The sequence below is a fragment of the Kangiella sp. M94 genome (genome assembly GCF_054926195.1).
In genome coordinates this window covers 2281729-2305009 of the sequence record NZ_CM142903.1, presented here as the reverse complement: position 1 = coordinate 2305009, position 23281 = coordinate 2281729, and the positions used below count along the sequence as shown (strand labels likewise).

At 44.8% G+C, this 23281-nt stretch carries 23 protein-coding genes; 16 read left to right on the top strand and 7 right to left on the bottom strand.

Features of this window, described 5'->3' with window-relative positions:
- Window positions 1-99 precede the first annotated feature (99 nt).
- Complete coding sequence (gene ompR, locus ACYTXU_RS10610) at window positions 100-822, top strand: osmolarity response regulator transcription factor OmpR (RefSeq protein ID WP_015781335.1); 723 nt, start codon at window positions 100-102, stop codon at window positions 820-822.
- A gap of 49 nt (window positions 823-871) precedes the next feature.
- A complete protein-coding gene (gene envZ / locus ACYTXU_RS10605) occupies window positions 872-2176 on the top strand; it encodes a two-component system sensor histidine kinase EnvZ (protein WP_462206727.1) in 1305 nt (434 codons plus the stop codon).
- 14 nt (window positions 2177-2190) lie between these two features.
- On the opposite strand, the gene hslO is transcribed toward envZ, so the two are convergent.
- Window positions 2191-3063, bottom strand: a complete 873-nt coding sequence (hslO, locus tag ACYTXU_RS10600) for an Hsp33 family molecular chaperone HslO (protein ID WP_462206726.1) — start codon at window positions 3061-3063, stop codon at window positions 2191-2193.
- Window positions 3064-3117: 54 nt separating this feature from the next.
- Window positions 3118-3504, bottom strand: a complete 387-nt coding sequence (locus tag ACYTXU_RS10595; protein WP_462206725.1) for an RNA-binding S4 domain-containing protein — start codon at window positions 3502-3504, stop codon at window positions 3118-3120.
- Between the two features lie 140 nt (window positions 3505-3644).
- On the opposite strand from ACYTXU_RS10595, the gene gspC reads away from it, so the two are divergent.
- Genes gspC through nudE form a run of 14 tightly spaced genes read left to right on the top strand, consistent with a single transcriptional unit; the run spans window position 3645 to window position 16470 of the window.
- Window positions 3645-4598: a type II secretion system protein GspC gene (gspC, locus tag ACYTXU_RS10590; protein ID WP_462206724.1), complete on the top strand. Its 954-nt coding sequence runs from the start codon at window positions 3645-3647 to the stop codon at window positions 4596-4598.
- Window positions 4595-6739 carry a type II secretion system secretin GspD gene (gene gspD, locus ACYTXU_RS10585; protein WP_462206723.1) on the top strand — a complete coding sequence of 715 codons (2145 nt, stop codon included), beginning with the start codon at window positions 4595-4597 and terminating at the stop codon, window positions 6737-6739. The genes gspC and gspD overlap by 4 nt, the downstream gene beginning before the upstream one ends.
- Complete coding sequence (gene gspE, locus ACYTXU_RS10580) at window positions 6739-8274, top strand: type II secretion system ATPase GspE (protein ID WP_462206722.1); 1536 nt, start codon at window positions 6739-6741, stop codon at window positions 8272-8274. The genes gspD and gspE overlap by 1 nt, the downstream gene beginning before the upstream one ends.
- Window positions 8274-9497 carry a type II secretion system inner membrane protein GspF gene (gene gspF, locus ACYTXU_RS10575; protein WP_462206721.1) on the top strand — a complete coding sequence of 408 codons (1224 nt, stop codon included), beginning with the start codon at window positions 8274-8276 and terminating at the stop codon, window positions 9495-9497. Before gspE ends, gspF begins: the two co-directional genes overlap by 1 nt.
- A gap of 20 nt (window positions 9498-9517) precedes the next feature.
- Entirely contained in the window at window positions 9518-9988 is a 471-nt protein-coding gene (gene gspG, locus ACYTXU_RS10570) for a type II secretion system major pseudopilin GspG (RefSeq protein WP_462206720.1), read from the top strand.
- A complete protein-coding gene (gene gspH, locus ACYTXU_RS10565; protein ID WP_462206719.1) occupies window positions 9957-10610 on the top strand; it encodes a type II secretion system minor pseudopilin GspH in 654 nt (217 codons plus the stop codon). The genes gspG and gspH overlap by 32 nt, the downstream gene beginning before the upstream one ends.
- A gap of 21 nt (window positions 10611-10631) precedes the next feature.
- Complete coding sequence (gspI, locus tag ACYTXU_RS10560) at window positions 10632-11015, top strand: type II secretion system minor pseudopilin GspI (protein ID WP_462206718.1); 384 nt, start codon at window positions 10632-10634, stop codon at window positions 11013-11015.
- Window positions 11015-11707 carry a type II secretion system minor pseudopilin GspJ gene (gene gspJ, locus ACYTXU_RS10555; protein ID WP_462206717.1) on the top strand — a complete coding sequence of 231 codons (693 nt, stop codon included), beginning with the start codon at window positions 11015-11017 and terminating at the stop codon, window positions 11705-11707. Before gspI ends, gspJ begins: the two co-directional genes overlap by 1 nt.
- A 2-nt stretch (window positions 11708-11709) precedes the next feature.
- Window positions 11710-12804: a type II secretion system minor pseudopilin GspK gene (gene gspK, locus ACYTXU_RS10550; protein ID WP_462206716.1), complete on the top strand. Its 1095-nt coding sequence runs from the start codon at window positions 11710-11712 to the stop codon at window positions 12802-12804.
- Window positions 12805-12806: 2 nt separating this feature from the next.
- Window positions 12807-14042: a type II secretion system protein GspL gene (gspL, locus tag ACYTXU_RS10545; protein ID WP_462206714.1), complete on the top strand. Its 1236-nt coding sequence runs from the start codon at window positions 12807-12809 to the stop codon at window positions 14040-14042.
- Window positions 14039-14521, top strand: a complete 483-nt coding sequence (gene gspM, locus ACYTXU_RS10540) for a type II secretion system protein GspM (protein ID WP_462206713.1) — start codon at window positions 14039-14041, stop codon at window positions 14519-14521. Before gspL ends, gspM begins: the two co-directional genes overlap by 4 nt.
- Window positions 14518-15264, top strand: coding sequence for a type II secretion system protein N (gene gspN / locus ACYTXU_RS10535; RefSeq protein WP_462206712.1), 747 nt, complete (start codon window positions 14518-14520; stop codon window positions 15262-15264). The genes gspM and gspN overlap by 4 nt, the downstream gene beginning before the upstream one ends.
- A complete protein-coding gene (gene yrfG, locus ACYTXU_RS10530) occupies window positions 15243-15917 on the top strand; it encodes a GMP/IMP nucleotidase (RefSeq protein ID WP_462206710.1) in 675 nt (224 codons plus the stop codon). Before gspN ends, yrfG begins: the two co-directional genes overlap by 22 nt.
- Before the next feature lie 7 nt (window positions 15918-15924).
- Window positions 15925-16470 carry an ADP compounds hydrolase NudE gene (gene nudE, locus ACYTXU_RS10525; protein WP_462206708.1) on the top strand — a complete coding sequence of 182 codons (546 nt, stop codon included), beginning with the start codon at window positions 15925-15927 and terminating at the stop codon, window positions 16468-16470.
- A gap of 76 nt (window positions 16471-16546) precedes the next feature.
- Here the strand turns inward: nudE and ACYTXU_RS10520 are convergent, their stop codons facing one another.
- The 5 genes from ACYTXU_RS10520 to gpmI form a co-directional block, all read right to left on the bottom strand.
- Window positions 16547-17077: a hypothetical protein gene (locus ACYTXU_RS10520; protein ID WP_462206707.1), complete on the bottom strand. Its 531-nt coding sequence runs from the start codon at window positions 17075-17077 to the stop codon at window positions 16547-16549.
- A 27-nt stretch (window positions 17078-17104) separates the two neighbouring features.
- Entirely contained in the window at window positions 17105-18979 is a 1875-nt protein-coding gene (locus ACYTXU_RS10515) for a PKD domain-containing protein (protein ID WP_462206706.1), read from the bottom strand.
- 201 nt (window positions 18980-19180) lie between these two features.
- Window positions 19181-20431 carry a S41 family peptidase gene (locus tag ACYTXU_RS10510; RefSeq protein ID WP_462206704.1) on the bottom strand — a complete coding sequence of 417 codons (1251 nt, stop codon included), beginning with the start codon at window positions 20429-20431 and terminating at the stop codon, window positions 19181-19183.
- 27 nt (window positions 20432-20458) lie between these two features.
- Window positions 20459-21634 (bottom strand): murein hydrolase activator EnvC family protein, encoded by a 1176-nt coding sequence (locus tag ACYTXU_RS10505; RefSeq protein ID WP_462206703.1) that lies wholly within the window; start codon window positions 21632-21634, stop codon window positions 20459-20461.
- A complete protein-coding gene (gpmI, locus tag ACYTXU_RS10500) occupies window positions 21621-23156 on the bottom strand; it encodes a 2,3-bisphosphoglycerate-independent phosphoglycerate mutase (protein WP_462206701.1) in 1536 nt (511 codons plus the stop codon). The genes ACYTXU_RS10505 and gpmI overlap by 14 nt, the downstream gene beginning before the upstream one ends.
- Window positions 23157-23281: the final 125 nt, after the last annotated feature.

The window sequence follows — 23281 nt, the reverse complement described above, 5'->3', positions numbered from 1 at the left end:
AAAAAACGATAGAAAGACAAGACAATGAATGGCCTTTCTGATAAAAGTTATTGGTGAAACTAATAGAAAGCGCAAAAAAAGTAGAAGGAATGTTGGGTTATGACTGAAGAAACTCCGAAGATATTAGTTGTTGATGATGATGTTCGTTTACGAAGTCTGTTAGAGCGTTATCTCAAAGAGCAGGACTTTATGGTTCGTACCGTAGAAAATGCTGAACAGATGGATCGCTTTCTGGAGCGTGAGAACTATCATTTAATGGTGTTAGATTTGATGCTTCCTGGTGAAGATGGCCTCTCAATTTGTCGCCGTTTGCGCTCGCAGAACAATCCAATCCCGATTATCATGCTGACCGCTAAAGGCGATGAAGTGGATCGTATTGTCGGTTTGGAAGTGGGTGCTGATGATTATCTGGCGAAACCTTTCAACCCGCGTGAACTGCTGGCTCGTATTCGTGCAGTGCTTCGTCGTCAGGCCAAACATATTCCAGGGGCTCCAAGTAATTCGGAAACAGTGGTCAGCTTTGGTCGCTTTACTTTGAATCTGGCAACCCGCGAAATGACTGATGACGGTAATCCTATTTCATTAACCAGTGGCGAATTTGCGGTACTCAAATCTCTGGTTGAACATGCTCGCCAGCCCTTGTCGCGCGATAAACTGATGAACCTGGCTCGCGGTCGTGATTACTCAGCGTTGGAGCGTAGTATCGATGTGCAGGTATCTCGTTTGCGTCGTTTGATTGAAGCCGATCCCGCTCACCCGCGTTATATCCAGACAGTCTGGGGCGTGGGTTATGTGTTTGTTCCCGATGGTGGTGAGGCCTGATCATCAGGTCTTACTCTGTTTTCCTTAAAAGTCTTATCAAATAGCTTTTATGCGTATTCTGCCTAAATCAGCTTTTGGTCGTATTGCCGTATTGGTCGGTTGCCTGTTGCTGATTAATCAGTGGGTGTCCTATCTGTCCATATCCTGGTATGTAGCGCAGCCATCCATGAAACAACTGGTGCAGTTGCTTTCAGCGGATGTCAAAACCTCACTCGAGCTACAGGCGCTTGAATTCGAAGGAAAAATTGATAGCTCGGTTCGCCAGCAGATTATGGATAACCAGCGTATTCAGTTTATTTCCACGCGAATGGGTGAGCCAAAACAGCTTAGAGAAGCGCGTCCTTATAGCATATTGACCGAGCAGCTGGCCGAGAGTCTTGGCGTCAGCGAATCGCAAACCGAAATGCGGGTCGAAGAATCAGACAACATTTATTACTGGATCAAGTCACCGCAACATACCAATGTCTGGCTAAGAATCGCGATGGATCCTTTCGAAGGCTTTTACATCCACCCGCCTGTGGTCTATATCTCAGTGATTTTATTGTTGAGTCTATTGGGTGGCTGGATTTTCACCAAGCAGATCAGTCGTCCCTTGCGCCGATTGGAGTTTGCCGCGCGTGAGATTGGACGCGGTGATAATCCGGGCCAGCTTAAAGAAGAAGGTCTTGAAGAGATGGTCACCGTGACCCGAGCCTTCAACCAGATGGCGCGCAATGTGCAACAGCTGGAACAGGATCGTAATTTGTTGCTGGCCGGTGTTTCTCATGATTTACGCACACCATTAACCCGTATCCGCTTAGCTACTGAATTTATGGGCGAAGCAGACGATGAGCTACGTGAAGGTATTGTGCGCGATACCGAGGATATGGATCAGATTATCGACCAGTTCATTTCTTTCGTACGCGATGGTCGTGATGAGCGCGAACAGCTGGGTGATTTAAATGCCCTGGTCGAAGAGTGTATTAAGTCAGTTCGCTTGCAGACTCAGGATATCAGCTTTGAATTGGGGAAATTGCCTAAGATTTATTTCAAGCCACTGGCAATGAAGCGATTAATCACTAACCTGATCATGAATGGCCTGAAATATGCAGGGCCACCGTTAAAAGTGACGACCAAGATAGAAAGCAACATGATTCAGCTATCTGTGTTGGATGAAGGTCCGGGCATTAAAGACGCTGACATGGAACATTTGTTTCAGCCATTTTCGCGCGGCGACTCAGCGCGTAGTGGTGGTGGCTCAGGTCTTGGTTTGGCCATTGTTCGCCGGATTGCTGAAATGCATGGTGGCACGGTCACTTTACATAACCGTGCTGAGAAAGGGTTAGAAGCGCGCTTACAAATCCCTGTTCACTAACCCGTAATTATTTGCTAGTTAACGGCTTTTGAGCCTTTATTAGTAGTGATTAATTGCACAAGCTCCTGTTCAGTGAATACTTCTTTTCTGCTGCAAAAATCACACACTAGTTCGATTTTACCTTGATGTTCTTCTGCTAATTGCATCAATTCCTGCGGCTCGATGGTCAAAAGTGCGCGTTCATTTCGCTCACGTGAGCAGTTGCATTGAAATTTGATGCTTTTTTCGTCGTAAAGAGTGACTTTATCCTGATGGTACAAGCGATACAGCAGGTCATGATGAGACAGGGTCAAGGCTTCTTCATCAGTGATGGTCTCGGCCAAAGTCGTGACATGTTCAAAAGCTGCTTTATTGTCTTTATCCTGATTTTCTCCATCCGGCATGGTCTGTAAGAAAATACCTGTGACACGCTCTTTACTGACGAATAGCTTTAAATAGGTGGGTAATTGCTCAGAACTTGAAAAGTAATCTTCCAGGCACTCCGACAGGCTGTCTTTTTCCAGGGAAACAATCCCCTGGTAACGATGACCCTGCTCGGGTTCAATCGTAATGGCCAGAGTCCCACCTTGTGTCCATTCTTTAAAGTTATAATGGGTGACATCAGGATCAAGGGGATGCATAACCCCACGCAGATGCCCCAGGTTGTTGCATTCGCTTACCAGGAGTTTTACCTGAGAGGGGCTTTGTAGTTGTAGCGCAACTTTGCCGTCAATCTTAATAATTTCAGCCATTAAAGCCGTAGCAGCCAAAGCCTCACCAAGTAGATGACGCAGAGTTTCTGAGTACTGGTGCTGGTTACAGATGGTCTGAAAACTGGTTTCTAAAGTAATAATCTCACCGCGAATAGGTAAGTTGGCGAAGGTGAATCGTTGAATATGGTCTGACATCGGTTCTCTCTAATTTCTGTTCGAATCAATGGTTGGGCTTTGAGGACTGTTTTTTTAGTCTTGATCCTGTTGTCGCAAGAAGCGGTGGATCTGACGACGTTGTTTTTTATCGGGTTTATGCTCAGAGTGCGGCATCGATTTACGTTGTACCACCAGCTCCTCGCGCTTTTGAATGCTTTGTTCGGTTTCGCTGTAAAGAGCTTGCGCTTCTTTGGCGGGACCTCGCTGTTCTGATAACCCTTCTACAATAACGGTTTTTTCGGCAAAACCCTGTCGAATTTTAATGGACATCCCCAGTTGAACTTGGCGGCTGGGTTTTCCGCGAACCCCGTCACAGTGCACTTTCCCGCCTTCTATGGCTTTTTTGGCGAGTGCTCGAGTCTTGAAAAATCGAGCAGCCCAGAGCCATTTGTCTAATCTGATATAAATGTCAACTGCCATCTTGAACCTTACTGTTCTTTACAGTATCTTGCTTGCTTTCTCAGTCCCTGCGTGGGAATATCTCGATTATAGGCGATCTTCAGGAAGGATGCCGAACAATTACGAGGGAACAATGCGACTTTTCGTGACAACTGTAACTCATGAATCCTATAACTCATAAAATAAACCAGTTTGTGCAACAACGGGGTAGGTTGATTGCGCAGGTACTAGCCGTCTTATTGACTGTGCTGACCTTATATATAGTAGCAAAGCTGATATGGTTGTGGATTGGTTTTTTTCAACCAGCACAACAAATAGCACCTGTCACTATGAACCAACCCCAACAGACTAAGCGTCCGGCTGTTGATGTCAACAAGCTGGTGTCTTTGCATGTCTTTGGTGAAGCCGGTAAAGAAGCAGCACAAACAGTTCAAGCAGAGGAAACTCGCTTAAACTTAAAGCTGCTTGGCACCTATGTTTCGACCAACGCTGAACTATCCAGTGCCATTATTCAGGCTAACGGTCGTGACGAAAAAGCCTATTTTATGAATGATAAATTGGAAGTGAGCGGCAATGTTGTATTGCAGCAGGTTGAAACTCATAAAGTTGTTCTGAAAAATAACGGTAAGTTGGAAACCCTCACTTTAGAGGAACAACTGAATCAGGATGCATTGTCGAACTCCAAGAGTTCGATAACTCCTGTCGAATCAAGCGAGCAGGAAAGAACGATTGATAAGCGCCGCGATAGTCGACTAACCAGTGAGCTTGTGGATATGAAAGATAAGCTGTTCACTGATCCGCAGTCATTGGCAGATTTGGCAAAGTTTGAGCCCGTGGTTGATGCCAGTGGAGTGGTCACTGGATTTAAAGTGGCCCCTGGTTCGGATCCAAGAATGTTTGCTCGCTTAGGCCTGCGCAGAAATGACGTTATAAAGTCAGTTAATGGCACCCAACTCAATGAGCAAGGATTGTTGGGGATTGCTACCGAGTTGAGCAGCGCCGACTCACTGGAAGTCACCATTGAAAGAGATGGACAGCCCGTAACATTATTGCTGGGTTTGTCTGAGCTGCAGTCGCAGCAGAAGCCAGATCCAAATGAGAGAAGAATCCAATGATACAGACACTCAAGAAATCCCGAATAAAACAGCTTGGCAACAATTTGACCATGACGCTTTGCGCGGCAGGTTTGTTGCTAACTTCTTTGAGCGCAAATGCTGAAAGACTCAATGTCCGAGATGCAGATATTCGCGAAGTGGTTGAAACAGTTGCCAAGATAACCGGCAAAACAATGATTGTTGACCCGCGAGTCAAAGGTCTTAAAGTGACTATTATTACTGCGGGCAACGTTGATTACAGCAAAGATCAGATTTATAACATTTTTGTGTCTGCATTACAGGTTCATAAGTTCCAGGCAATTGAAGCTAATGGAGTAGTAAAAATTATTCCTGATCAACAGGCTCGTTCAGAATATTCGCCGGTTAATGTCGGTAATTTGGATGATTATGGTGATCGTTATATTACGCAAGTTATTCCGGTACAGAATGTTGATGCCCAGCAGATCATGAATGTGTTGCGCCCACTAGTATCGCCTACTTCAGGTCATTTATTTGCCGTACAGGGAACTAACACTTTAATTCTTCACGATTCAGCATCAAATGTACGCCGTATCACTGAAATCATTGACCGTACTGATAAGGCCAACGATGAAGAGATTGAGGTGATTCCGCTAGAACATGCATCAGCCAGCGAGATCGTACGAATTCTTGAAAGCTTAAATCGTAGTGGCCGTCAGCCACAAGGCAACGAAGTACAAGAACCTCGCTATGTCGCTGACGAAAGAACCAATAGTATTTTATTGAGCGCTAATGATCGTCAACGTGTTCGACTAAGAGCCTTGATTGGCAGCTTGGATCGCCCTCTGAATTCTATGGGTAATACCAAAACTGTATTTTTGAAGTATGCAAAATCCGAGCAGGTAGCTGAAGTTTTATCTGGTATCGGTGAAATCAAACAGAAAGAAGAAGCTGCAGCTTCAGGCCGCAGTGGAGCAGGCGGCGGTGGTGCCGTAGCAGCACAGCGTTCCTTATATAGTATCCAATCCCACGAAGAAACCAATGCGTTAGTCTTGACCGCACCGCCAGATATCATGCGTGAGTTTGACTCTGTGATCCGCGCGCTTGATATCCGTCGTAAGCAGGTGCATGTTGAAGCGATTATCGTTGAAATCTCCGACAACAAAGCCAAAGAGCTTGGTATTCAATGGTTGTTCTCTCCTGAGGGTAGCAATACGACCCCGGGTGGTGTAGTGAACTTTACTAACACCGGCCCTGGTATTGGGCAGGTTGCTGCCGGCGCAATCGCTGCACGCGGAACAGAAGAAGAAGTTTTTGTGCGAGATCCTGATACGGGCGTGATTACAGGGACTGAAACTATTCGTACCGGTGGTGATAATGGCGCAGCTCTTGCTGAAGTATTAGGCGGTATGCAAGGCCTTGGCTTGGGTGTTGCCAAAATTAGACCCGATGGTTTCAGTTGGGGGGCTTTTATTCGTGCGCTAGAAGGCGTTACTGACTCTAATACCTTATCGCGTCCGAGTGTTACCACACTGGATAATGTAGAAGCCATTTTTAAGTCTGGCCAGGAAATTCCAATTATTACTGGCTCGACGCTCGGTGATAATAACTCGAACCCATTCCAGAATGTTGAGCGTAAAGATGTGGGTGTGATGTTAAAACTAACCCCACAAATTAATGAAGGCAACTATGTTCGCTTGGATATTGAGCAAGAAGTCTCATCAATTGCCGGCTCAACCAACGTTGATGTTGTAACCAATAAACGCGAAGTTAAGACTTCTGTTCTGGTGCCTGATGGTGGCATGGTCGTTCTTGGTGGCCTGATTGACGATGATATTCAACAAAGCTCACAGAAAGTGCCTATTCTCGGTGATATTCCCGTGCTTGGTCACGCTTTTAAATCACAGCGTACACAGAAAATTAAGCGTAACCTGATGATCTTTATTCACCCGACTGTGTTAAAAGACGATGCAGAGTTACGTGAATTAAGTAGTGCTAAATACAGCTATATTCGTGCCCAGCAAATTGAACAGGCAAATCGTGGTATCAGCTTAATGCCAGAAGAAGAGTCTGAAGTTCTTCCGACCTATGATGAAGCTCTTGTGCTACCTCCAACGTATGAGCAATACATGCAAGATGGCAGTGAGCTACAGGAAGACGAAGGCGAGGCTGAAGAAAACTAATGGCTGAGCAAATGGCAAATGAACAGAGTGTCGAAGATTTAGCGACGGAAACGCCTGCTAAAGAGGTTGGCTTTCGCCCATTGCCTTTTAGTTTTGCTCGTCGCCACGGTGTCTTTTTGATACGAACCGAGGACGGTATGCAATGCTTCATGCGCGAAGGTACCGCGCCACAAGCTTTACTTGAAGTCCGTCGCCATTATCCTCATCGATTCAAAATCGAAAAGCTGGATGAAGCAGAATTTGAAAGTCGTTTAAGTGCTTTTTATCAGTCGGGAACGGCAGATGCTCGCCAAACCATGGAAGACTTAGGCGATGAAATGGACTTATTCAGGTTAGCCGAAGAGTTACCTGAAACCGAAGATCTTCTCGAAGCAGAAGACGACGCTCCAATCATTAAATTAATCAATGCCCTGCTAACAGAAGCAATCAAAGAAAACGCTTCTGATATCCACATTGAAACCTTTGAAAAGACTCTTTCGGTGCGTTTCAGAGTGGATGGCGTTTTACGCGAAGTATTGCAACCCAATCGCAAACTTGCCCCACTGTTGGTATCTCGTATTAAGGTAATGGGCAAGCTGGATATTGCTGAAAAGCGCATTCCGCAGGATGGTCGTATTGCCTTAAGAATTGCCAATCGTGCAGTCGATGTTCGTGTGTCGACTATGCCTTCAAGTTTTGGCGAACGAGTGGTGCTACGTTTACTTGATAAAGAGGCCGGTCGTCTAGAGTTTTCGCACTTGGGAATGGAACCCAAAACCATGCAACTGATGGACGATCTTTTGCATAAGCCGCACGGTATTATTCTAGTGACCGGTCCAACGGGCTCCGGTAAAACGACCACTTTGTATGCTGGTTTATCGCTTCTGAATAATGCCAGTCGCAATATCTTAACGGTTGAAGATCCGATTGAATACTTGCTTGATGGTATTGGTCAAACTCAGGTTAACCCTAAAGTAGATATGACCTTTGCGCGCGGCTTGCGGGCTATCTTGCGGCAGGATCCGGATGTGGTCATGGTTGGTGAGATTCGTGATCTGGAAACAGCGCAAATTGCTGTCCAGGCCAGTTTGACCGGTCACTTGGTACTCTCGACTTTGCACACCAATACTGCTGTTGGTGCTGTCACTCGTATGCAGGATATGGGGGTTGAACCCTTCTTGCTTTCAACCAGTTTATTGGGTGTTCTAGCTCAGCGCCTGGTCAGGAAATTATGTCCAGAGTGTAAAAAGCCTGCACCAGCAAATCAAAAAGAATGTGAGTTAATGGGCTTTGATGCCTCTGAACCGCCGACCATTTATCATCCTGATGGTTGTGAAGCGTGTAACTACCATGGTTACCGTGGTCGTCAGGGTATTTATGAGCTAGTGATTATTGATGAGCAAATGCGCACAATGGTTCACAACAACAACAGTGAGCAGGAAATGGAGCGGCATGCTCGTAAGCTGACGCCAAGCATCCGTGCGGATGGTCGTAAACGAGTACTTGAAGGGATGACTTCAGTCGAAGAAGTGCTACGCGTTACGCGGGAGGATTAATGGCCGCGTTTGAATATGTAGCTCTGGATGCTCGTGGTAAGCAAAAGAAAGGGGTTCTCGAAGCAGATACTCCTCGACAAATTCGCCAGCAATTAAGAGAAAAGGATATGACACCACTGGAAGTGGTGCATATCGGTGATGCGCAAAAAGCTCGCGAAAAAAGCTCCGGCGGATTCTTTAAACCATCGATTAAAGTTGCCGATCTTGCCTTAATCACTCGCCAATTGGCAACCTTGGTTAAAGCTGCCTTGCCGATTGAAGAAGCATTAAAAGCAGTAGCCGATCAGACCGACAAAGGCAAAGTCAAAAGTATTATTTTAGGGGTGAGAGCTAAAGTTCTTGAGGGGCACACTTTGGCTGATGGTATGGCCGAATTCCCTAATGTTTTTAGTGAACTGTATCGCTCCATGGTGGCTGCCGGTGAACGAGCTGGCCATCTCGACAAAGTTCTGAACCGCCTGGCTGATTATACTGAGCGCCGTCAGAAAATTAATACTAAAGTATCGGCGGCAATGGTCTACCCAGTAGTATTAATTATTGTCGCAGTCGGCGTTGTTTCCGGTCTTATGGTGTTTGCGGTACCTAAAGTGGTTGAGCAATTTACTCATATGAGTCAGGAGCTGCCGGTTTTAACCAAAATTTTAATTGGTATCAGTGACTTCGTGATTAATTTCGGGCTTTATGCGTTGATATTACTGATATTAATGTTTATCGGTGCTCGTTATTGGCTTCGGAATGAAGACAATAAACGAAGATGGCACGCCAAAATTTTAAAAATGCCAGTCTTTGGGCGCCTATCAAGCAATCTGAATACAGCGCAGTTTTCCAGTACTCTCAGTATCTTACACTCCAGTGGCGTGCCACTGTTGGAAGCTATGAATATTGGCGGAAAAGTATTGTCTAATCTTAAGATGAGACAGGCGGTAGCGGAGGCTTCTGTAAAAGTTCGCGAAGGTACTAGCCTCAAAGTGGCACTACAACAGTCGCGATTGTTTCCACCCATGATGATTCACATGATTGGCAGTGGTGAGGCTAGCGGAGAGTTGGAGCAGATGCTGCAACAGGTCTCAGATAATCAGGAAAGCTTATTTGAAAATAGTGTCGATGTAGCGCTCAACATTATGGGCCCACTGATCATTTTGGCACTGGGTGGCATGGTTATGTTTATTGTACTGGCAATGATGTTGCCAATTTTCGAACTGACAAATTCTATTACAGGTTAACAATTTTTTTCGGAGTTAAAATGAAACGTATATTACGTAAACAGAAAGGTTTTACCTTGACTGAGATTTTGATTGCCTTAGCAATCGTTGCCATTATGGGTACTGTAGTGACATTAAGCTTATTGGGTAATACCGAAAAAGCTATGATCCAAAAGCTTAAATCAGATTTGGGTACTATTGAGATGGCCTTACAGAGTTACAAGCTTGAGAATGGTTTTTATCCTACCACCGAGCAGGGTTTGAGAGCATTAATCGAAAAACCTACCACTAACCCAATCCCACAAAACTATCCACGCAACGGTTATCTAGGTAGTCGTGCTATACCAACGGATCCCTGGGGTCAAGAGTATATATACATGGAGCCAGGGCGACAGCATGATTATGATTTGTACACATTAGGAAAAGATAGACGACCTGGCGGTGAAGGCGAGAATATGGACATCAGTCCTTGGAATGTACATGATGTTAATTTCAGCCGCGACAATCAGTAAGCGGTTTATTCGCAAATCAACTATTCAAGCAGGGTTCACCCTGCTTGAAATTCTTATAGCGCTGGCAATTGCCGGCATTATGCTTTCTGTTGCAGTAATTGCTTTTTCCGATAATGACGCTGCGAAACTCAAGAATAAGGCCTACCAACTGTTTGGTTTAATGCAAATTGCGCAGGAGGAATCCATTCTTCGTGGTGTGGAGATTGGTATACGAGTAGAGCAGAATGGGTACAGCTTTTTATTGTATGACGGTGATCGTTGGAACCCATTGCAGGATCATGCCCTGTTGAAGAAAGTCGAGCTGGATGAGCCGATTGAGATGTATGTCAATGTGGAAGGACAGGAAGCTTTGCTTGGCAGTTCAGCAGATGAAGAAGCGGTTAAGGGTGACACAGAAAGCGAACAGGCTGAAGACGACCAGACGAAAAAGGTTGAGCCGCCACAAATCTTTATACTGTCCAGCGGTGAGATGAATGAGTTCACAGTGACCATTGGCCTGGATCGAGATGATGCCAGGTTTTATCGAATTACTGGTAATTATCTGGGTGATATAAACCTCACTCCGGCGATGACTGGTCATTATCGACATGACTGGGATCTGGAACTGGACGAATCCTTGTAACGGGGATAATAAAAGATACCTATGAAATTAAATATGGGCAAACGACAAAAAGGTTTAAGTCTGCTGGAGCTGTTAATTGCTTTGGCGGTTTTTGCTATTTTTATTACGCCCATGTTGACCGGTTTATATGCTGCTAGTGTTACAGCAATTGGCAACGCTAAAGAAAGAACCTTGGCCAGCTACATCGCACAAAATCATCTGGCTGAATTGCAACTTGAGGATGAGTGGCCTGCGACAGGTCGTAAGCAGGGTGAAGTTGAGTTCGCAGGCCAGGAGTGGCGCTGGGAGCAGCAAGTCGAAAATACTGCAGATGAAAATATGCGTAGGGTTACTGTCACTATTTTAATGGGTGAGCAGGGTAGCTATGCGATGATAGGCTTCGTCGGGAAAAAAGAGAAAGGCTGATGAAAAGATTAGATCTGAAGCAGTCAGCTTTTACCCTTACCGAGATATTAGTCGCGCTTTTTGTGTTTAGTATTGTGGTAGCTGGAGCGCTACAGGTATTTGCGTTTGTACAAAAAGCTTCGGATGCTAACGACAGACAAATTCAACGTTTGCGAGAAGTGCAAATGGCCATTCGTCAGCTGGAAGAAGATGTTCGTTATCTGGTTCCTCGTACTCGTAGGGACGAGTATGGAGATGTTTCACCACTGATTGTTGGCGAAAGCAATAGTGTTAATAGTTACCTGGAGTTTACTCGCGCAGGTTGGCGGAATCCGGCAAAGCTGCAACGCAGTGAGCTACAACATTTAAAATATGAGTTTGTTGATGACGAGCTGCTACGCCACCATTGGCTTTACATTGATCCCGCACAGGAGGGTCAAGAACTGACTCGCATTGTGTTGAAAGGGGTCACTGAATTTAAGGTAGAGTTCTTAGAGGGCGATAGCTGGAAAGAGGACTGGATCATTGACCGAGGTACAAAGGGAGCCATGCCTGAAGCTTTAAGGGTATCCATTGTATTGCAAGATTATGGTGAAATTATGCGCCTTTTCCCATTGACCGACTTTAGTGCCAGTGAACGTGGTGGCGCCAGGGATGAAAACGGAAGAGATGGCGGTAGAGAGTCTGACCGTGGTTCGGAAGAGAGGCGTTAGGTTTGAGCAGGCGATATTGTACAGCGTTATCAACCGGAGCCTTTAAAGCCAATCGGCAACAAGGTATTGCTTTGATTACGGTGCTCGTCATATTTACAGTACTGAGTATTATGGCTATTCATATTCTGTCTAACCAGAATATGAACAACCGACGAACTGCTAACATCATTAACAGCTCGAAAGCTTATCAGTATATGTACGGCGCTGAAGAGTTTGCTAAAAGTTTATTGCAGCAATATTTTGAAGAAAGTAAACAGGAGCGAGTGCACCGTAATCAGCCATGGGCACAAAGCGCCATGATGTTTCCTATTGAGCAAAATATGGGACAACTGCAAGGCTCAATTAGAGACATGCACAGTTGCTTTAATGTTAACAGTATTATTATGGAGCCAGTAGCTGAGGCCGGAGCTCCAAATGAAGAAGAGTCTGGACGAGGCGATGGTGGCGGAGGTTTACAAGTGGTCGGTGAGTCCGGTAATGGTCGGGCGGATGAAGTTTTGCCGGGGCAAAGGCTGTTCGCTAAATTAATTGAGCCATTACTTGAAGGCAATGAAGTGGCTCCACTTGCGTTGGCAACGGCCGCTCGTGACTGGATTGACGATGACATGGAACCCAGTGGAATTGATGGCGCTGAGGACTACACCTATACCGGGTATCAGATACCTTATAGAACGGGAAATACCTTTTTAGCACATACCAGTGAGCTGGTGGTGGTTAAAGGGTTTGATGCCAAGGTTTATGACAGCATAAAAGATTATATCTGTGTGTTGCCTACCGAGCAGGGAACGATCAACGTCAACACTGTGAAGCCTGAGCATGCTGAGTTAGTCTGGATTTTATTGGAAGACGTGGATCTGTCTACAGTGAGACAGGCATTAGAACAATTACCGGAAGATGGTTATGATGAAGCCAGCTTTTTTGAGACGTTAGGCAGTGGTAAAGTGTCTCAGGATGGGCGTGGCAGGTTAGTTTTTGACAGCCAATACATGCAATTAACTGCCACCGCTATGGTGCAATCAGGCAGTGCCAAAGTGCAGTCATTACTGATGAAAACTGACAGTGAATTTGAGGTGGTTGCACGCCATATTGGAGATTAGCAATGAAAGATCGATTATTTATTCGATTAAAAAGCGATGAAGAATCATTGGAGTGGGGGCTTTTCAGCGAGGAAGAGTCAGGTCCAGGGTTTCGTGAGCAAGGTGAACTATTATTAGATGACATGATCGCACTTGCGGAGCAGGCAAGTGAGCGAGAAGTTATTTTATTGCTGCCCGCCAGTCGAGTACGTTGCTTTAATGTCAAAGCGCCAACGCGTAACCGTAAACAACTTGAAAAAGCTGTTCCTTATATTCTAGAGGAGCAGGTATTGGATAATGTTGAACTGCAAATGTTTGCGTTAGGCCATGTCAATAGTGATGGCATGCTTGCAGTTAACGTAGTGGATAAAGCCTATTTATCCAATGTGGTCGAAAAACTTAAAGAAGCCTCCATTGAGCCAGACTTTGCAGTTTCTGATGCGGCTTGTTTACCCTTGTTTGAGGATGCCTGGTCGTTATTGGAGCATGACGACTCAGTTTTAGTCAGGCAGTCTGCTAATGAATATTGGTCGACGGAAGCAGACATGCTGAACGATCTGATAACCTGGAATTTGCAAAGCCAATTTGAGAATGAGCAAACCGTTTCACAGGCAGTACGTATCTACAGCCCAGTGGAAGAAACAAATTTATTGTCGGGCGTTGCAGGTTTAGCCATTCAGAAAATGCCTGTTGATAATAGCTTTGAATGGTTGTGTAGCCAGTTTAAGTATTCATCGATCAATCTAATGCAACAGGAGTTTTCTTCACAAAAGAAAAACCAGTTTAGTTTTGGTCAATGGAAATTACCCGCCATTGCAGCAAGTGCATTGATTGCAGTCGGACTAGTTTATTTGATTAGCCAAATGATCGTGCTGGGCCAACAGCGCTCACAACTTGAGCAACAGTTGTTAACAAGTGTTCAGGAAGTCTTTCCCAACATCAATGATGTTAATACTGGCGTATTACAAGTTTCGAATCGTTTTTCGACTTTAGGAGGCAGCGCCGCTTCAGAAAATAGTTTTATGTTGTTGTTAGACAAGTCATTGTCGGCTATCAATCCAAATACCATTAAGGTTTCTCAGTTGGAATACTTGTCTAGTCAGGCACAGTTGAGCTTCGATGTTGAAGCAGCCGAGTATGCGACTTTAACAGCAGCGCAAAATAAGCTGGAGTCATCAGGAGTGCAAGTTGAAATGCGAAATGCCTCAGAAAGTGGTGGTGTCTGGTCAGCTAGAATTTCAGTGGGGGTTGAGCAATGAGCGCATTAAAAACCTGGTATACAGGACTCCAGAAACGCGAGCAAAATATGGTGGTAGCGCTGGCCGCTGCTTTGGCGGTATTGTTAATTTTTTTATTGCTTGTGCTACCACTCAGGAGCTACTTTAACAGTCTTAATGATGATTTGAGTTACTATGAAGGTCAGCTTGTAACAGTACAAAAGCAGGTCGCAGCTATCAAAAGCGCAGGTCCGGCAACCGCCAGTAATGACAATATTTCCCTCAACCAGCTGGTCAATCAAACGGCTAAAAGCTTTGGTTTGAGTTTTTCAAGAATTGAAGAACGCGAAAGAAATAAAGAGATTCAGTTGCGACTTGATAATGTTGAGTTTGACCAACTTTTACGGTGGATTTCAGAGTTGGAGCAGCGCCGCGGACTGGTTGTGGATACATTAAGAGTTTCAAGAAAGGACGCCGTCGGTAAAGTGGATGCTTCCATTAAGTTGATTAAAGCTTCATGAAGAAATTGGTTTTAGGTTTAGTATCAGGTTTCATTTTATTATTGGCGTTTGTTATTTCATTGGCCCCCGCAAACGTGGTGCTGCCGTGGTTTACATCAAATTTTTCGACAGTTTCGCTTAATAACCCGACGGGGAGCGTGTGGAATTCCTCTCTGGACTCAGTGTCTTATAAAGGACGCTCGATTCAGAAGGTTTCAGTAGATATCAGTTTCTGGCATCTTTTGCTTGGTAATTTAAGTTCGGATATTCGCATTGATGATCAAAACCTTTTACTTGATGGTGCCATCAAACTAAACAAGCAACAAATAGCTATCGAGGATATGCGTTATCAACTCGAGGCGAACAGTATTCTGGACTGGGTAAAGTTGCCTATCTCTGAGCTTTCAGGTCGCTTCATTGGTGAAGTGAAGTCGATAACAGTTAATCCCAATAAGCTCATAGCACTAGATGCTCACGGCTATTGGCAAAATGCGATTATTGGCTACCCTAACTCGATCCTTGAACTTGGTGATATTCATTTCACTGTCGCGCGAACAGATAATGGTCGAGCTCTACTGATGATTACTGAAAACCCCGGAATGTTGGATTTAAAAGGTACTCTTGAAGTTGGTTTTGATAAACAATATCAACTTAACGTTAGTACGCAGACAGATGTTCCTTCTCATATCAAGCAGTGGCTCACTCAGCTGGGTCGAGTTGAAAACAATAGGATATTTATCAAGTGGAATGGTCGCCTGCCTTAACGCAAAGCCAGTGGGATGAACTGGATGCCATATTACTGGATATGGATGGCACGCTACTCGATTTGGCTTTTGACAATGATTTCTGGTTAAGACAAGTACCAAAACTCTATGCTAGCAAATTGGGCATAGAGCTTGAAGCGGCTCAAAAGCAACTGTTCGATTTGTACCACGAATATAAAGGAACCCTTAAGTGGTACTGCACCGATTTCTGGAGTGAGCGGTTGGGGATTGATATTATTAAGCACAAGTACGAGCTTGCTCATAATATTGCCATTAGGCCTGGTACTGTTGAGTTCTTGAATAAAGCTAAGTCACATAATAAAAGATTAGTTTTGGTCACCAATGCGCATCCTGATACCTTAGCCGTTAAAATGGATCGCGTTCTTATTGCTAAGTTTTTTGATGAGATTTATTCATCGCATCAATTCTCCCGGCCAAAAGAGTCACCGGATTTCTGGGTTCGATTGCAGCAGGAAATGAATATACCGCTGGATAAGTGTTTATTCGTTGATGACTCAGAAGATATTTTAACCGTAGCGCAACAATCCGGTGTTAAGCTGGTGCTCTCAGTATGCCAGCCCGATTCATCGCTACCTATAAAAGACGACCTGAGATTTCCTCATATTAACCAGCTAAATGAAATTATTGGATAAAATCATTATGCAACAACCGCCAAAAATTAAACAGACCAAGCTTATTGCACAAACACGTATCTTTGGTGTGGAAGAAATGGAGCTGGAGTTTTCTAATGGCGTTTATCGCATTTATGAACGGTTGAAAGCAGGAGAGCATGGAGCTGTGATGATATTACCGCTTCTCGATGACGATACCATGCTGTTAATCAAAGAGTATGCCGCTGGTGTGGAACGTTACGAGCTGGCCTTTCCTAAAGGATTGATCGATGCCGGTGAGGACAGTGAGCAAGCAGCGAACCGCGAGTTGCAGGAAGAAGTGGGCTATGCAGCAAAGCAACTTAAAGTTTTACGTAAAGTGAGTTTAGCTCCGGGTTACTTAAGTCATCAAATGGATATCGTCGTTGCGCAGGATTTATACCCAAGCAAACTGGAGGGTGATGAACCGGAACCGATTGAAGTCGTTGAGTGGAAAATTAGTGAGATGGATAAACTGTTAGAGGTTGAAGAGTTTAGTGAGGCACGTAGTATTGCAGCTTTATACTTATTGAAGAGCTACTTATCTAAACAATAAAAGATAAATAAAAAAGCGAGCATTAGCTCGCTTTTTTGTGTTTATGCAAATTGTTCGGACATGCTAAAAACGAAAGTTACTTTTCCTCAGCTGGCATCGAAATAACTTGTTCTCCATCCTCCTGTTGCTCCAGTGTGCCATTAATTTCGAGGTATTCACCGACTGGCTTGCTGCCTGCAACAATTTGTATCGCGATAGGTTTTTCATGAGCTAGCGACAGTTCTTTGGCAAAAATAGTGACCAGATGAATGCCTTCGGACTGGGGAATCACTGTAATAACCTGTTCTTCTGATTGCTGTCCTTGCACGGTGGCTTTAAAGGTCATTTGTGAGTTATCCGACAACAATAAGTTATCGCTGGTTTGCAGTCGCGCAATGACTTCCTGTTTGTTGTTGCTGGTGGATAGATGGATTTGCACAGCTTCACCTACCGCAACACGGTCTTTGCTGACTCGATAATTGATGGCGATTTTAGCACCAGGTTTACCCGGGCTCTGATAGTTGTGATGGGTGTTAGTTGTTTCGCTTTGGTTGGCGCAGGCAGCAAGCGAGGCGGTGCCAAGAAGCAGACATCCAGTAATGGATAGTAATGTAGTGATTGCTTTCATAATGTATGCCTTAAATATATTCGTGTATTAGTTGCTAATAAGTTGTACGTCATAACAGGCAGCGGCAATGTTTGTACCACCCGAGTCATAAGCGAGTGTATCAGCGACGTATATTCCAGACTGAAGGTTCGTTGTAACGTTGACCACGCCCGTTCCTGCATCCTGATTAAAGGCGATCAGAGAACCTCTAGAATAAAGATATGCATCAACATCATTGGCGCCACTTGGCGTTAATCGAAGCGTATAGCTGCCGGCTGTTGATATGTTCAGACGCAACAATCTGTGGTTGCCCAGTTTATTTCTATCGCTGCCATTGGTGGTATTGGTGCAGACTTCAACTGCGGAATTATTCGGCGTAATGGTTACATAAACCGGAAGGTTGGCAGTATTACCACCATTATTGGTTTCGTTGCTGCCCCAAATATCTATATTGGTCACAATGTTCTGTCCACCCACAAGATTGTCAATTTGAGCTACCTGTCCGGGGTTATTCTGTCTGAGATAGGTAATGAAGCTAAAGATACTGGTAAAGGCTTCGCTATTTTTTTGCTCGTTAATCAGTATGTTGTAAATTGGTTCCAGTCCAAGAGTGACGGTATCATCGTTCAAACCGTCATAAATATCGTACAGAATTGCTTGCACTGAACCTTCGCTAAACCAGCCTTTGTTCGAGACATTATTGTTTTCAACATTTATGGAAAAGCCTTGAGCTTGATTTGAACCATAAGAGTCACGATAGAAGGAATCATCAGTGATCATGCCTGACCATGCATTACCAAAGCCTTCGCCAAAGGCGACGCGCATATCAAGCCGCTGACCACCCGCATGAGACCCACCAATGCTGTCTGAGCGAGCAAGTTTATCTTCAAAATAATGTCCCCACTCGTGAATAATCACATGCCCATCATATTCGTCGGTATCGGTATCTTCAGCACCCAGCAAATAGATTTCGCCGTTGCTATAAAATGAAGTGGTAATCTGTCCCTGGGTGCGATCACCGGACTGAGGAATATTGTTAACACTCCAGTTTATGTTCAATGCGGGTAGAACGATGTTGCTATCAACAGCCTCGAGTTTTGAAATGGTATCGTAAACTCGATCCAGAATATGGAATGGGGCTGCTGCACGAGTCGAAGTATAACCAGCGCCACCCCAGCCAGATGCTGCATTCAGGTTTAACGTTTGATTGGCAACGCCAGTTGAAAAAATGGCAGAATCCAGTACGTACAGGGCTTTGCTATTAGTATTGTCCACTATTCTGGTATTCCAGCTTGGCGGGCCAGATTGGATTAATTCAGCGCGAACACGAATCCTTACATCAGTTAAAGAAGGTAAATTGAAACTGTAGTTTCCGTTACTGTCAGTTTTAGAATTGGCTATTACCGAGCTTCCCTCAAGTGCTTGAATGGTAGCTCCCCGCACCGGATCCTGTGTGGTGTTGGCATAGTCAAGTCCGTTGGTAGTTGTGTTATGAGGAACATTATCGTAGGTTATTTTACCTGAAACGGTCACTGTTGCAGGAGCGTTGGCGGTGTTTACAGTGATAACTATATCATCACTGTCACTGGCCCCGTCGTCATCGGTGACAGTTAATCGTAAAGTAATCTGTAGGCTTGAAGCTGTGGCCGGCGCGGTAAAACTAGTGGTTGCAGTATTGGTCGAACTGAGAGCGACACTGGTTCCGCTAATCTGACTCCAGCTATAACTGCTTATAGTTCCATCACTGTCAGTGCCTGAACCTGTTAGTTCAACCAGTTCACCTTCAGTAACCGTAATATCTGCACCGGCATTAGCCGTTGGCGTCTGGTTGGTCGGTGTCTGGTTGTCAGAGCCTCCGCTGCCGCTACAAGCAGCAAGAAGGAATAAAGTAGCGATGATGAGAGTGCCACGAATGAGCTGCATTGATATTCTCCAAATGTCCGATTAAACAAGAATAAACGATGTCACCTATATAGAATATGAACAAGTACAGAATCTTTGTAAATATCAGAGTCTGCATAGAAGCTTGACAGAGTTATCGTGAAGATAATCTGAAGGAATTGCTCCAAGAGAGAAAAACCTTTTAATTCAATAGGATATATTGTTTAAAGGTGCTTCTCTGATTCAGAGGGATGTAGGGTTTTTGAGCTGAATCAGGTGGTTCAAGGCTGCCATCACCTGATTATCACGCTTATAATCATTTAGCACTTCACCAGCACGCGTGGTGCTCGGATCGTTTTGGGAAGATGCTAAAGGCTCAAAATCAACCGAGATATCAGGTGAAATCCCAGAGCCCTGAATAGATTTTCCATCTGGCGTGTAATACAGCGAGGTTGTGAGTTTAACGGCATTACCACCGTGTATTGGTAAAATGGTTTGCACCATGGCTTTACCGTAAGACTCGGTGCCGACGATGGTTGCTCTGTGATGATCCTGCAAAGCGCCTGCTACAATCTCAGAAGCAGAGGCTGAGCTACCGTTGATGAGTACAGCCAAAGGTCTGCCACGTAAAATATCGCCGGAAGTTGCTGTATATGATTCATTACCTTCTGGCAGGCGTCCTTTGGTAGAAACTATGACGCCACCATCCAGAAAAAGGTCGCTCACTTCAATGGCGCCATCAAGCAATCCGCCAGGGTTATTTCGCAAATCCAAAATAAAGCCGGCCAGTGCCCCTTTGTTTTCTTTTTCCAGACTGCTTATGGCTTTGCTCAAGTCGTTGGCGGAGCGAATTTGAAATTCATTGATATGTGCGTAACCAATACCCTGTTCAAGCAACTGGTATCGCACACTGGTGGTATGAATAATTTGACGGGTAATAGTAATCGACAGGGTTTTCTTATTGCCTGCTTTGAGCACGGTCAAAGTGACTTTGCTGCCCGGTGGCCCTCTCATTAAATCTGAACCTTCCACGTCTGAAAGCCCCTTCGCAGAAACATTACCGATTGAGGTAATCAAATCATTGACTTCAAGCCCTGCTTCTTTTGCTGGTGAGCCTGCAATAACAGCTATGACTTTGATCCCATCTTCAAGATGGACTGCTTCGATCCCTATACCAGCGTAGTCTCCGGTGGCACTTTCTTCAAGTTGGGCAAATTCGTCAGCATTGAGGTAACTTGAATAAGGATCGAGGTTGTGAAGCATGCCACGAATGGCACCATCAAGAATTTCTTTATCAGTTAGCTCGTGAACATAAGATTTTTTGATTTCAGCGTAGATATCTGCCAGCGCCGCCAGCTCGTCTAGAGGAAGGGTTTCAATTGAGGGTTGTGTTGGGGCTTCTTCGTCAGAAGTAACATCTTGAGGATGCTCTACCTGGCCGACAATAGGTAAACCCGCCAACAATAGAGCGAAACAAAATGCAATGCGCTTCATAATATTCCCTCAGCACTCTTCATAGAATTATTTAATCCAGCTTAGTGGATTTTGTGGTTTACCCTGGTAGCGAATTTCAAAGTATAGGCCTGGCTCTGAACTTCCTCCGCTACGACCAATGGTAGCAATTGGTTCACCCGCTTCAACCCAATCCCCGGTGGACTTAAGCAGGCTTTCATTTTGTCCGTAAAGAGATAAATAGCCTTGACCATGGTCGATAATAACCATTAGTCCAAACCCGCGCAACCAGTCTGCAAAAACGACTTGTCCATTATGTATGGACTGCACACTTTGTCCACTTGATGCATTAATGACAATACCATTCCACTTTACTTTATTTTCAAATTTATTACTGCCAAAGCGGTGCTCAACGGATCCTTTCACTGGCCAACTCAGTTTGTTTTTGTATTTAGCTAATCCTTTAAGAGATTGTTTGGGGGCGAACTCTTCAAGCGTTTGTTGCAATGACGAAATAATTGCCTGTAATTCCTGTTCATCTTTTCGCAACTGTGCCAGGCGAGTATTTTGATTTTGATAGTCTTGTTTGAGCTTTTTGAGTGCATCGGTTTGTTGTGATTTTAAAGAAAGCTGCTGTTCGACTTGTTGTTTTTGTTGTGTCTCAAGTTCGCTTAACTCAAGAGTTTTTAAATTGATCTGTTGTTCAACCTCTTGTAATTCTTGCAAGGTTTTTTGTAAAGCCTCAATGTCACGAATACGTGCTTCATTGAGGTAACGGTAATACTGCAGCATGCGCGAAATCTTAGCTGGGTCTTCCTGGTTTAAAAGAAGCTTAACGTATTCTTCCTGACCGGCAATATAGGCGCTGCGAAGCTGTGATGACAGCTGCTTTCTCTGCTGTTCTTTAAGGATGTTCTTTTCAGTTTTTTGCTTTTGCAGTTTGCTCAGTTGTTTCTTATTTTGTGTGATTTTATTTTGGGTGTCGTGGAGTTTCTTGCTTACTTTAGAGAGTTTAATATCGATAGCCTGAATCGATTTTTCCGTATCACTTTGTTGACTGCGATTTTCAGCTAAGCGTTTTTGTAACTGGCCAATGACCTGCTTTAATTGTTGCAACTCTTGTTCGGCTTGTTGTTGATTCTGAGCGGTATGCCCAAAAGATGAGAATGCCAAAGCCAGCACCAACAGCAGAAGCTGGGATGCTGGCTTAAAGTAGGAGTGAACGCGAAAATCAGTTAACTTCAAAAATAGGACGCCCCGTCATTTCATCTGGAATGGGCAAGCTCATTAAGCTTAACATGGTAGGCGCTAAATCAGAGAGAACTCCATCACTGACTTTTACTGTTGCTTTTCGTCCAACATAGAGAAGAGGCACCGGCTCACTGGTATGTGCCGTATGGGCTTGGCCGGTTGAAGCATCCGCCATTTTTTCTGCATTACCATGATCGGCAGTAATTAAAGCTTCGCCACCGACTTTTTCTAACGCCTGGACGATGCGGGCAATGCACACATCCAGCGCTTCAATAGCTTTTACGGTAGCATCGAAATTACCAGTGTGTCCCACCATATCAGGATTTGCAAAGTTACAGATAATCACATCGTAGCTCTGGCGCTCGATCACTTCAACCAGGTGGTCGGTTACCATAGAGGCGTTCATTTCTGGCTGCAAATCATACGTTGCTACCTGGGGAGAAGGGATCAGTTTTCGATCTTCGCCAGCAAAAGGTTCTTCTCGACCACCATTAAAAAAGAAGGTCACGTGAGCATACTTTTCGGTTTCAGCAATACGCAATTGCTTTTTACCGAGTTTCATCAAGTGTTCGCCCAGCACATTGGTCATGGCAATCGGTGGGTAGGCGGTGCTGGCTGGAATGTCAGAAGCATATTCGGTAAGCATCACAAAGTCAGCAAGCTGCGGGCGAAGCTTACGTGTAAAGCCATTAAAGTCATCATTGACGAAAGCTTTGCTTAACTGGCGTGCGCGGTCAGCGCGATAGTTCATAAATATAACACTGTCACCATCTTGAATAGCTACTGGTTCACCGATGGTGGTAGCCTTTACAAATTCATCATTTTCATCACGTGCATAAGCGGCTTGTAATCCAGCAACAGCGTTATCGGCTTGATAAGTGGCTTTGCCTTCGGTCAGCATTTGATAAGCTTCTTCGATACGCTCCCAGCGGTTGTCGCGGTCCATGGCATAATAACGACCGATGATGCTGGCAATGCGGCCAACGCCCTGCTGTTCACATACCTGCTGCATCAATTCCAGGCTGGCTTCTGCGCTACGAGGAGGCATATCGCGACCATCCAGAAAAGCATGAATATAGACCTGTTTTGCGCCACGCTGACGACACAGTTTAAGTGCCGCATGGAAGTGTTCTTCGTGGCTGTGGACGCCACCCGGAGAGACTAGTCCCATTAAATGCACGGCTTTATTCTGCGCAACGGCTTTATCAATCGCTGTAACTAAAGTTTTATTGTCAAAAAAGTCACCGTCGACAATTGCTTTGCTAATGCGAGTGTAATCCTGATAAACCACACGGCCTGCGCCCAGGTTTAAGTGGCCTACTTCTGAGTTTCCCATCTGACCATCGGGTAGCCCAACATCAGTACCAGAGCCTGAAATTAAGGTATGGCTATATTGTTGCCAATACTTATCCCAGTTAGGTGTGTTGGCCGCCATGATGGCGTTATCCGTTGGATCTTCGCTGTAACCCCAACCATCAAGGATAATTAGGGCCATAGGTTTTGGCGTATTACTCATGAATTATTGATATTAGCTTGCGTGAAGTTGGCGCTATTGTACCTTTTGGGGGGAGGCTAAGCCAGCCGACATGGACAAGTTTTAGACCGGTGGTCAAAAACTTAGTTACATAAAAATATTTGATT